Raw genomic sequence first — 10,546 nt, forward strand, 5'->3', positions numbered from 1 at the left:
GGCCCGCCGCCGACGCCGGACTGCTCGGCGGCGATCTTCTCCTGGAGACGGAGGATGCCGTGCAGCAGCGCCTCGGGGCGGGGCGGGCAGCCGGGCACGTAGACGTCGACCGGGATGAGCTGGTCGACGCCCTTCGTCACCGAGTAGGAGTCCCAGTAGGGTCCGCCGCAGTTCGAGCAGGCGCCGAACGAGATCACGTACTTCGGTTCGGGCATCTGGTCGTAGAGCCGCTTGACGGCCGGGGCCATCTTGTCGGTGACCGTGCCGGAGACCACCATGAGGTCGGCCTGGCGGGGGCCGTGGGCGAACGGGATCACGCCGAGCCGCATGAAGTCGTGCCGGCCCATGCTGGTGGCGATGAACTCGATGGCACAGCAGGCCAGCCCGAAGTTGAACACCCAGAGCGAGTAGCGGCGGCCCCAGTTCAGCACGAACCGGATCGGCTCACCGAGCACGGCCGGCACCTGCACCTCGGGCCTCCCTCCCTCGCCTGTCTCCGGGTTGACAGTCAACCACAGTGCCGGAGCGGGCAACCGGCGCAACCTGCGGCGGCGTCGGGGCGTGTGACGGGCGTGACCGCGCCGGCGGCACCCGCACGGGGAGGACCAGATGACGGTGACGAGGGAGATGCGGCTCGACGAGCCGCCACCCGAGGGGACAGCGGGGCGCCCGGACGGGCGCGAGGCGGTCGACTTCGACGGCCTCTACCATGCGCACTTCCGGTCGCTGACGCTCCAGCTCGCCGCGTACTGCGGTGACCTGTCGCAGGCGCAGGATCTGGTGCAGGAGGCGTTCTGCCGCGCGTTCGCCCGCTGGTCGCGGGTGTCCCGCTACGACGACCCGGTGGCCTGGGTACGCCGGGTCGCCTGGAACCTGGCCACCAGCCGCTGGCGGCGGCTTCGGACGGCCCAGTCCTGGCTGCACCGGCAGCGCGAGGAGCACGTGCCGGGTCCGGGGCCGGACCGGGTGGCGCTGGCCGCCGCGCTGGCCCAGCCGCCCGCCGCCCAGCGCCGCGCCGTGGTGCTGCACTACCTGGCCGACCTCACCGTCGGGCAGATCGCGGATCAGGAGGGGGTGCCGGAGGGACCGGCTGAGGACGCGGTGACGGACCCGGCGCCTCCGCGCCGGGTCCGTCACCGCGCTACCAGGTCGGCCGTTGCAGCAGCCCGACGAACTCCACGAGCAGCCGCTCGCGCAGCCGGACCGGGGCCGCGTCGAGCAGGGTGTTGACCGCCGCCATCCGGTCCGGCGCCGACCCGGCGTCGAGCCCCAGGCCAGCCGCGAGCCCGGCGATCAGGTCGGGGGTGAGCGCCTCCGGGGTGAGGCTGCCGGCCAGCGCCAGCAGCTCCGGCGGCAGCACGACCGGCCCGGCCGCCCGGGCCGCCGCCGCGGCCTCGGCCAGCGCCGGGCCGAACTCGGCCACCCGCGGGGCCACCGCCGCGGTCACCGTGAGGTGCACGCTGGCCGGCAGGCCGGCGTACGCGAGCTGCGGCTGGGTGTGCCAGCCCCGGGCGGTCAGCTCGTCCACCAGCACGAACAGGTCCAGCCCCGGGTCGCCGGCGGTGAAGCAGACCACCGTGGACTCCGGCTCGGCCATCAGCCGCAGCCCGTCGACCGCGCGGACGGCGTCGGCCAGTCCGGCGACCGCGTCCCGGGTCAGCGCGGCCAGCCGCAGGTAGCCGTCCTCGCCGAGGTGCCGCAGGGTGGCGTACGCGGCGGCGATCGGCCCGCCCGACCGGGTCGAGGCGATCACCGGGTTGACCATCGTGTAGCCGGGCCAGTCGGCGTACGCGAAGAACTGCGGGACGCGCAGCCCCGGGTCCCGGTGCAGCAGCACCGACACGCCCTTCGGGGCGTACGCGTACTTGTGCAGGTCGACCGAGATCGAGGTGACTCCGGGCACGGCGAAGTCGAACGGGGGCACCGGGGTGCCGAGCCGGCGTAGCCACGGCAGCGTCCAGCCGCCGAAGCAGGCGTCCACGTGGCAGCGCACGCCGGCCGCGGCCGCCACGGCCGCGATCTCCGCCACCGGGTCGACGACGCCGTGCGCGTACGACGGGGCGGAGGCGACGACCAGCACGGTCTCCGGCCGGATCGCGGCGGCCACGTCGGCGACGGCCGGCCGCAGGGTCACCGGGTCGACGGGCACCGGGTCGAGGGCCACCCGCAGGTAGTGGGCCGCCTTGGCGAAGGCGGCGTGCCCGCTCACCGGCACCACGATGCGCGGCTCGGCGAGGTCGGGCCGGGCGTCCCGGGCCGCCTTGACGGCCAGGATGAGCGACTCGGTGCCGCCGCTGGTGACGCTGCCGACCACGTCCGGCGCGGACGTGCCGGGGCCGCCGCCGAGCAGCCGGGCGGCCGCACCGACCACCGCGTTCTCCATGGCCAGCAGGGACGGGAACGCGGTCGGGTCGAGGCCGTTGACGTGCGCGCTCTCGGCGTGCGCGGCCTGCGCCAGCTCGTCCAGCCCGGCCACCCCGGGGTCGTAGACGTAGGCGAACAGCCGCCCGCCGTGCGTCGGGCGGTCGGCCGCCCGCAGGGCCCGGATCTCGTCGAGCACCCGCGCCGCGGGCACCCCCTCGACGGGCAGCGCGCCCGTCCCTGCCGTGTCGGTCATGGTGCTCGGGTTGTTCCTCTCGTGACGGTCCGGCCGGGCGGACGGACTCGCGTGCCTCAGGCCCGCGCCGCCGGGGCGACCTCGCCGGGCGCGGGCGCGGCGGCCAGCTGGGCCGGGGTCAGGGTGTAGCCGCGCAGCAGCACCACGGGGGCGGCGACCAGCACGGCCGGCAAAACGGTGAAGCCGAGCAGCACGCCGAGTCGGGCCGTCGCCGACTGGGCCGCCGCGACCCCGGTGGACGAGGAGACGTAGCCGGAGAGCTGGAGGACCAGGCCGTAGATGCCGGGGCCGAGGGCCAGGCCGAAGGTCTCCCCCGCGGTCCACAGCCCGGTGAACACGCCGGCCTGCCGGCGGCCGGTGCGGGCGGTGTCGTAGGCGATGCAGTCCGGCAGCATGGCCAGCGCGAAGACCTGCTGGCCGGCGTAGCCGACGCCGATGAGGGCGACCACGGCGTAGACCCCGGCAGGCGGGAGCGCGGGGGCGGCGACCAGGGCCAGCGCGCCGGCCCCGAAGATCAGCGAGGCGGCGACCAGCGCGGCGCGCTTGCCCAGCCGGGCGCCGGCCCGGGTCCACAGCGGCATGACCAGCAGCGCCGGGCCGACGAAGCAGGCGAAGAGCAGGGTCGGCCCGCTGTCGGGGGCGCGGAGCACCTGGTCGGCGAAGTACTTCACCCCGGCCAGCACGGTGGCCACCCCCGCGGACTGGATCACGAAGCAGACCAGCAGCGCCCGGAAGGGCCGGTTCCGGCCGGCGACCGCGAGCTGGGCGCGCAGGCTCGGCTCGCTCTCCCCCACGGTGCCGGTCGGCGCGGACCGGGTGCCGAGGAACGCGCCGACCGTGCCGGCCACGATCAGCGCGGCCACGAACAGACCCATCCAGCGGTGCCCGGGCACGCCGTCGCCGCCGGCGGTCACCACGGCCGGGGCGACCGCGCCGGAGACCAGGATGGCCAGCGCCAGCACCGCGATCCGCCAGCTCATCAGCCGGGTACGCTCCGCCGGGTCGTCGGTCAGCTCGGCGGGCATGGCCACGTAGGGCACCTGGAAGAACGCGAAGGCGGTCGCGGTGGCCAGGAACGCCACGGCCACGTACGTCCCGGCGGCCGGGCCGGACCCGAACGGCGCCGCGAAGATCGAGGCGAAGAGCACGGCCAGCGCGAGCCCGCCGCCGAGCAGCCAGGGCCGGCGCGCGCCCCAGCGGGACCGGGTCCGGTCGGAGATCCGCCCGGCGACCGGGTTGACCAGCACGTCCCACGCCTTCGGCAGGAGCACCAGCAGGGCCGCCATCCCGGCGGCGACACCCAGCGTGTCGGTGAGGTACGGCAGCAGGAGCAGCCCGGGCACCGTGCCGAACGCGCCGGTGACCAGGGAGCCCAGCGCGTATCCGGCGTGCACCCGGCGAGGCAGGCTCCCGCCCGTTCCTGTCATGGAGCCGAATGCTACTCACGTTATGTCGGCGGTCACATCCCCTCGTCGGGCGACCACGCCGCCGTCATGTCCACCCCCGACGGGCGCAGGGGGCAGCCCTCGGCACGCAGCCGGGCCCGCGCCTCCACCTCGTGCCCCGGTGGCAGCCGGCCGGCCGAGTTCACCACCCGGTGCCACGGCACCCCGCCACCGTGCCGGGCCATGATCGAACCGACCAGCCGGGCCGACGCCCGCCCCGACCGCTCGGCGAGGGCGTCGGCCACCGCCCCGTACGACATCACCCGGCCCGGCGGGATCCGCTCGACCAGGTCCAGCACCGCCTCGACGTACTCGTCAGGTGTCACGGGCTGCCACGATATGGGAACGCGCCGAGGTGCGGCGGACCGCAGCGCGCAGAATGGTCCGGTGCGCGAAGCAGTCACCTCGGCCCGCCGGATCGTCGTCAAGATCGGCTCGTCCTCGCTGACCACCCCGGCCGGCGGCCTGGACGACGCCCGGGTCGACGCACTTGTCGACACGCTCGGCGCGCTGGCCGCCGCGGGGCGCGAGGTCGTGCTGGTGTCCTCCGGCGCGATCGCCGCCGGCCTGGCCCCGCTCGGGCTGCCCCGGCGCCCCCGCGACCTGGCCACCCAACAGGCCGCCGCCAGCGTCGGGCAGGGCCTGCTCATCGGCCGGTACGCGGCGGCCTTCGCCCGGCACCGGCTCACCGTCGGGCAGGTGCTGCTCACCGTCGACGACGTGACCCGGCGGGCGCACTACCGCAACGCGTACCGGACCCTGCGCAAGCTGCTCGACCTGCGGGCCGTGCCGATCGTCAACGAGAACGACACGGTCGCCACCGAGGAGATCCGGTTCGGCGACAACGACCGGCTCGCCGCGCTGGTCGCCGCCCTGGTCGACGCCGACCTGCTGGTGCTGCTGTCGGACGTCGACGCGCTCTGGACCGGCGACCCGACCCGCGCCGGCAGCACCCGGATCACCGAGGTGCACGGCGAGGGCGACCTGGCCGGCATCGACATCGGCGGCGCGGGCCGGGCCGGAGTGGGCACCGGCGGCATGGTCACCAAGGTCGAGGCCGCCCGGATCGCCACCGGTTTCGGCGTTCCCGTGGTGCTCACCGCCGCGCCACTGGCCGGGCCGGCGCTGGCCGGCGAGCCGGTCGGCACCTTCTTCCACCCGAGCAGCCGGCGCCCCGCCGCCCGGCTCTTCTGGCTGGCGCACGCCACCGCGCCGCGCGGCCGGCTGCACCTCGACCCGGGCGCCGTGCAGGCCGTGGTCGGGCGGCGCAAGTCCCTGCTCCCGGCCGGGATCACCGCGGTCGACGGCGCGTTCACCGCCGGGGACCCGGTGGACCTGGTCGACACCGAGGGCGCGCCGGTCGCCCGTGGGCTGGTCAACTACGACGCGGTCGAGCTGCCCGGTCTGCTCGGCCGCTCCACCTCGGAACTCGCCGCGGCGCTCGGCCCGGCGTACGAACGGGAGGTCGTCCACCGCGACGACCTCGTCCTGCTGTGAGGAGTGCTGGCATGAGTGTGGTCGAGCAGGCCCGCCGGGCCCGGGGCGCGGCGGAGGCCCTGGCGGTCGCCACCCGGACGGTCAAGGACGCCGCGCTGCACGCGATGGCCGACGCGCTGGTGGCGCGTACCCCCGAGATCCTGACCGCGAACGCGGCGGACCTGGCGGCCGGGCGGGAGGCCGGGCTGAGCGCGGCCGTGCTGGACCGGCTGGCCCTCGACGAGGCCCGGGTGGCCGCCATCGCCGACGCGCTGCGGCAGATGGCCGCGCTGCCCGACCCGGTCGGTGAGGTGGTCCGCGGCGCGACCCTGCCCAACGGGCTGGAGCTGCGGCAGGTCCGGGTGCCGTTCGGGGTGGTCGGCATCATCTACGAGGGCCGTCCCAACGTGACCGTCGACGCGGCCGGGATCTGCCTGAAGTCCGGCAACGCGGCTCTCCTGCGCGGCTCCTCCTCGGCGGCGCACTCCAATGCCGCCCTGGTCGCGGTGCTCCGCGACGCGGTCGCCGGCGCCGGCCTGCCGGCCGACGCGGTGCAGCTCCTCGATGCCAGCACCCGCGACTCGGTCAAGGAGCTGATGCGTGCCCGCGGCCTGGTCGACGTGCTGATCCCGCGCGGCGGCGCGTCCCTCATCCGGACTGTGGTCGAGGAGTCGACCGTGCCGGTGATCGAGACCGGGGTGGGCAACTGCCACGTCTACGTGGACGCCGCCGCCGACCTGGCCAAGGCCGTGGCGGTCACCCTGAACTCCAAGACGCAGCGCCTGTCCACCTGCAACACAGCCGAGTCCCTGCTGGTGCACGCGGGCGTCGCGGACGCCTTCCTGCCGGCCGTGCTGGCCGCCTTCGCCGACGCCGGGGTGACCGTGCACGGCGACGCGCGGGTGGCGACCTACTCCGACGCCGTGGTGCCGGCCACCGACGAGGACTTCGACACCGAATACCTCTCCGCCGACATCTCGGTCGCCGTGGTCGACTCGCTGGACGCGGCGGTCGCGCACATCCGGCGGCACGGCACCGGCCACACCGAGGCGATCGTCACCGACTCCCAGCCGGCGGCCCGCGAGTTCGTGGCCCGGGTGGACGCGGCGGCCGTGATGGTGAACGCCTCCACCCGGTTCACCGACGGGGGCGAGTTCGGCTTCGGCGCCGAGATCGGCATCTCCACCCAGAAGCTGCACGCCCGCGGCCCGATGGGGCTGCCCGAGCTGACCAGCACCAAGTACGTCGTCACGGGCGACGGCCACCTGCGCTGAGCGGGCCGGCTCAGGCGGTCGGCTCAGCCGGGGCTCAGGCGGTCGGCGCGGCCGGCTCGGGTGGCGCCGCCTCCGGTGGCGGAGCGGACGGCGGGGCCGGCCTCGGCAACGGGACGGCGGGCGGCAGGACCAGGTCGGACACCGGCGCCGGGCGGGGCGCGGGCACCAGCGGCGGCGCGGCCGGCTGCGACCCGACGAACGGGGCGCCGGAGACCGGGGCCTCCGGGGTGGTCGGGCGGCAGGCCCGGATCGCCCGCAGCGTGGTGTGCACGTCGAACTGGTGGCCGTCGTCGCTGTCCCAGCCGCCGTCGCTGCGCTGGGTCTCGGCCAGCCGCCGCCGGGCCGAGACGAGCAGCCACTGCTCCTCGCCCACGTCGACCCGCCGCAGCGTGGCGGCCAGCCAGGCCACATCGGCCGGGGACATCTGCGGGATGCGCTCGGCCAGCACCGCCTGGATGCGGGCGGACTCGTAGTAGAGCTGCTGGCGGTGCAGCACGGCCGCGGCGAGCCAGCCGGCCGGGAGGAAGGACGGCCAGCTGCCGTCCGGTGCGAGCTGCCCGGCGAGCGCCTGGGCCGCCGCCTGCACGACCCCGGCGTACGCCCCGCCGACCCGGTGGTCGAGCGGCCCGGCGGCGCGGGCGTCCAGCCCGGCCACGGTGAGCCAGAACCCGGCGTTGGCGGTGAGGAAGAGCCGGGCCTCCGGGTCGCCCGGGGTGGCCCACTCGGGGGCGAACCCGGCCAGCGACGGGTCCTCGTCCCAGCCGCCGTCGGCGAGCTGGCGGGCGGCCAGCCAGTCCAGGGCGTGCCGGGCGGCGGGCCGGCCCAGCGCCCCGAGGTCGTCCAGCTCGGCCAGGCGGTAGCAGGTGGCGTCGACCGAGGCGACCTCGCCGTCGAGCACGGCGGCCCAGCCGCCGCCGGGCGCCTGCCCGGACTCGGCCGCGTCGAGCAGGTCGGGCGGCACCGGGGCGCCGGTGCGCAGCCGGGAGAGGCGGGCGCGGTCCACCGCGTCGCCGTGTGCCACGACGAAGCCGATCGCCGCGTCCAGATCCACCACGCCGGTCACGCTACCGGCGCAAACGTCGTTACGCCTCGGTAGCTCGGCCAGGGGTGGCCCGGCCCACCGGCGGTACGCGAAGGGCCCTCCCGGCACACCCGGGAGGGCCCTTCGACGAGCGCGACTCAGTACGCCGGCAGAGCCGGGTCGATCTGCTTGATCCAGGAGAGCACGCCGCCCTGGACGTGCACGGCGTCCTTGAAGCCAGCCGCCTTGAGCGCGGCGAGCGCCTCGGCCGAGCGGACACCGGACTTGCAGTGCAGCACGATCTGCTTGTCCTGCGGGAGCTTCGCCAGCGCCTCGCCCGAGATGATCTCGCCCTTGGGGATCAGGGTGGAGCCGGGGATCCGGACGATCTCGTACTCGGCCGGCTCGCGGACGTCGACCAGGAAGACGTCCTTGCCGGCGTCCTGCCACTCCTTCAGCTCCAGGGCGGTGATGGTCGAGTCGACCACCGCCTCCTGCGCCTCGTCGGAGACCCCGCCGCAGAAGTCCTCGTAGTCCTCCAGCAGGTCGGTGACCGTCGGGTTCTCGCCGCAGAGCACGCAGTTCGGGTCCTTGCGGACCTTGATCTTGCGGTAGCTCATCTCCAGGGCGTCGTAGACCATCAGCCGGCCGACCAGCGGCTCGCCGATGCCGGCGAGCAGCTTGATCGCCTCGTTGACCTGGATCGACCCGATGGACGCGCAGAGCACGCCCAGCACGCCGCCCTCGGCGCAGGACGGGACCATGCCGGGCGGCGGCGGCTCCGGGTAGAGGCAGCGGTAGCAGGGACCGTGCTCGGCCCAGAACACCGACGCCTGGCCGTCGAAGCGGTAGATCGAACCCCAGACGTACGGCTTGCCGAGCAGCACCGCCGCATCGTTGACCATGTAGCGGGTGGCGAAGTTGTCGGTGCCGTCGACGATCAGGTCGTAGCCGGAGAAGATCTCCCGGACGTTGTCCCGGTCCAGCGCGGTGTTGTGGATCTCCACGTTGACCAGCGGGTTGATCTCGCGGATCGAGGCGGCGGCGGACTCGGCCTTGGACCGGCCGACGTCGGACACGCCGTGGATTACCTGGCGCTGGAGGTTGGACTCGTCGACGGTGTCGAAGTCGATGATGCCGAGGGTGCCGACACCGGCGGCGGCGAGGTACAACAGGGCCGGTGAGCCGAGCCCTCCGGCGCCCACGCACAGCACCCGGGCGTTCTTCAGCCGCTTCTGCCCCTCGACCCCGACGTCCGGGATGATCAGGTGGCGGGAGTAGCGACGGATCTCGTCTACGGTCAGCTCGGCGGCGGGCTCGACGAGCGGGGGCAACGACACGGTGGACTCCCCGGGATCGGCGGTGGGACCGCGCCATTGTCGCTCGCCCCGCTGGGGATCGGCCATGATGAGGGCCACGTAGCCCGACATGCGGGAGCGGGAATATCTCAGACCCCGTCGATCGGCTCGCCCTCGTAGCGGATCCCGTCGACGTACGGCCAGGCGTTCGCCACGCAGCCGTCCAGCCCGTACGTCTGCTGCTGCATCACCGGGGCCGGTGCGCCGGGCTCGGGGCAGGCCTGGTGCAGCTCGCCGAACTCGTGCCCGACCTCGTGGTTCACCACGTAGGTCCGGTAGACCTCCAGCGGGGCCCCGTAGTCGGGCACCGCCTCCATCCAGCGGGCCAGGTTGATGACGACCCGGCCGGGCAGCCGGCAGGAGGTGTACCGCTCGGTGCTCAGCCCGCCCTCGGCGCACATCCGCTCCGAGGTGGCCGGGGTGGCCAGGTAGATGGTGAAGTCGGCGGCGTCGGCCTCGGGCACCCGCTGCACCCGCAGCTCACCGGAGGCGATCCAGCTGCGCGGGTCGCCGAGCACCGCGTCCACGGTGGCGGCGAACTCGTCCACGTCCTGTCCGGCGTCCTGCTCGACCTCCACCCGGTAGCGGCGCAGTGGTCCGTCCTGACCGTGTACGGGTGAGCGGCCGTCGGCAACGGCGAAGTTGCCGGGGCCGGCGGTGGGGTACCCGCTCGGCTCGGTCCGGGGCCCGTCACCGGTGCCGTTGGCCAGGGACGGGTCGGCGGCGGACAGCGGGTGCCGGCCGGACAGGTGCACCGGCCCGTCCGGCCCGGACAGCCGGGTCACGCCGGCCGCGCCGGCGCCCGCGGCGAGCAGCGCCACCAGGAGCAGCACGGCGCGCCGCCGGCGGCGCCGCATCCGGCGCAGGCCGGGCCGGGCCGGCGGGGTTGTTCCCGGGTGGGCCGGCGGGCGGTCGAAGTCCAGCCTCGGCGGGCGGGGATCGTCAGGCGGGTCGTAAGGGGACGACGACGTCATGCCCTCAGCGTGCCATGGCAATTCGGGCAATTAGCCCTTTTTGCCGGTTCTCCCACGGAATACTTCTCATCGCCACGATCAGGTCCTTCACACCGGCGGGCCGGTGTACCGCTTCCCGCCCACGAACGGCCATGGGTTCGGCCGGCAGCCGTTCAGGAAGAGCGTCTGCTGCTGCATCACCGGCGCCGCCCGGCCCTTCCCGGGGCAGGCCTCGTGGTGGTGTCCCAACTGGTGACCGACCTCGTGGTTGATGACGTAGAGCCGGTAGGTGTCCAGCGGGAGCTTCGCCGCCACCAGGTGCGGCGCCGAGGTCCGCCACCGGTCCAGGTTGATCACCACCTTGCCGGTGACCCGGCAGGACGTGTACGGCACCCCGCCCAC

General features: G+C 75.0%; 10 protein-coding genes and 1 pseudogene. 3 read left to right on the forward strand and 8 right to left on the reverse strand.

The genetic code is table 11. The features are described from left to right. The coding region (locus F8274_RS27620) for an NADH-quinone oxidoreductase subunit B (RefSeq protein WP_151465295.1) at positions 1–470 on the reverse strand (470 nt) is incomplete at its 3' end. A 139-nt stretch (positions 471–609) separates the two neighbouring features. Here F8274_RS27620 and F8274_RS27625 point away from each other — a divergent pair. Beyond that, complete coding sequence (locus F8274_RS27625) at positions 610–1,230, forward strand: sigma factor (protein ID WP_151465296.1); 621 nt, start codon at positions 610–612, stop codon at positions 1,228–1,230. Here the strand turns inward: F8274_RS27625 and F8274_RS27630 are convergent. The 3 genes from F8274_RS27630 to F8274_RS27640 are packed head-to-tail and all read right to left on the reverse strand — an operon-like array spanning position 1,142 to position 4,388. Next, entirely contained in the window at positions 1,142–2,617 is a 1,476-nt protein-coding gene (locus F8274_RS27630) for an aminotransferase class V-fold PLP-dependent enzyme (RefSeq protein ID WP_151465297.1), read from the reverse strand. The two genes, F8274_RS27625 and F8274_RS27630, sit on opposite strands and share 89 nt — an antisense overlap. A gap of 56 nt (positions 2,618–2,673) precedes the next feature. After that, the gene (locus F8274_RS27635) at positions 2,674–4,044 is read right to left on the reverse strand and encodes an MFS transporter (RefSeq protein WP_151465298.1); all 1,371 of its coding nucleotides are present in this window, start codon (positions 4,042–4,044) and stop codon (positions 2,674–2,676) included. A gap of 32 nt (positions 4,045–4,076) precedes the next feature. After that, positions 4,077–4,388, reverse strand: coding sequence for an MGMT family protein (locus tag F8274_RS27640; RefSeq protein ID WP_151465299.1), 312 nt, complete (start codon positions 4,386–4,388; stop codon positions 4,077–4,079). Positions 4,389–4,401: 13 nt separating this feature from the next. Between F8274_RS27640 and proB the strand changes: the two genes are divergently transcribed. Then, positions 4,402–5,559: a glutamate 5-kinase gene (proB, locus tag F8274_RS27645; RefSeq protein WP_151465300.1), complete on the forward strand. Its 1,158-nt coding sequence runs from the start codon at positions 4,402–4,404 to the stop codon at positions 5,557–5,559. Between the two features lie 11 nt (positions 5,560–5,570). Further along, positions 5,571–6,812, forward strand: coding sequence for a glutamate-5-semialdehyde dehydrogenase (locus F8274_RS27650; protein WP_151465301.1), 1,242 nt, complete (start codon positions 5,571–5,573; stop codon positions 6,810–6,812). A 235-nt stretch (positions 6,813–7,047) separates the two neighbouring features. On the opposite strand, the pseudogene F8274_RS27655 reads toward F8274_RS27650, so the two are convergent. The 4 genes and pseudogenes from F8274_RS27655 to F8274_RS27670 all read right to left on the reverse strand — a co-directional run. Further along, positions 7,048–7,917, reverse strand: a pseudogene (locus F8274_RS27655) (prenyltransferase/squalene oxidase repeat-containing protein); the annotation flags it as partial. A 74-nt stretch (positions 7,918–7,991) separates the two neighbouring features. Beyond that, positions 7,992–9,239: an adenylyltransferase/sulfurtransferase MoeZ gene (moeZ, locus tag F8274_RS27660; protein ID WP_192580019.1), complete on the reverse strand. Its 1,248-nt coding sequence runs from the start codon at positions 9,237–9,239 to the stop codon at positions 7,992–7,994. 41 nt (positions 9,240–9,280) lie between these two features. Next, positions 9,281–10,165, reverse strand: a complete 885-nt coding sequence (locus F8274_RS27665; RefSeq protein ID WP_151465302.1) for a DUF3152 domain-containing protein — start codon at positions 10,163–10,165, stop codon at positions 9,281–9,283. Positions 10,166–10,252: 87 nt separating this feature from the next. Beyond that, positions 10,253–10,546, reverse strand: a 294-nt coding sequence (locus F8274_RS27670; protein ID WP_151465303.1) for a DUF3152 domain-containing protein, incomplete at its 5' end; no start/stop codon positions are given.

Source organism: Micromonospora sp. AMSO31t (assembly GCF_008868175.1).
GTDB lineage: Bacteria > Actinomycetota > Actinomycetes > Mycobacteriales > Micromonosporaceae > Micromonospora.

Excerpts from the sequence above, each read along its gene's own strand:
- F8274_RS27650 (WP_151465301.1), top strand. The coding sequence starts at position 5,571 with ATGAGTGTGGTCGAGCAGGCCCGCCGGGCCCGGGGCGCGGCGGAGGCC.
- F8274_RS27665 (WP_151465302.1), bottom strand. The coding sequence starts at position 10,165 with ATGACGTCGTCGTCCCCTTACGACCCGCCTGACGATCCCCGCCCGCCG.
- F8274_RS27625 (WP_151465296.1), top strand. The coding sequence starts at position 610 with ATGACGGTGACGAGGGAGATGCGGCTCGACGAGCCGCCACCCGAGGGG.
- moeZ (WP_192580019.1), bottom strand. The coding sequence starts at position 9,239 with ATGGCCGATCCCCAGCGGGGCGAGCGACAATGGCGCGGTCCCACCGCC.
- F8274_RS27635 (WP_151465298.1), bottom strand. The coding sequence starts at position 4,044 with ATGACAGGAACGGGCGGGAGCCTGCCTCGCCGGGTGCACGCCGGATAC.
- F8274_RS27630 (WP_151465297.1), bottom strand. The coding sequence starts at position 2,617 with ATGACCGACACGGCAGGGACGGGCGCGCTGCCCGTCGAGGGGGTGCCC.
- proB (WP_151465300.1), top strand. The coding sequence starts at position 4,402 with ATGGGAACGCGCCGAGGTGCGGCGGACCGCAGCGCGCAGAATGGTCCG.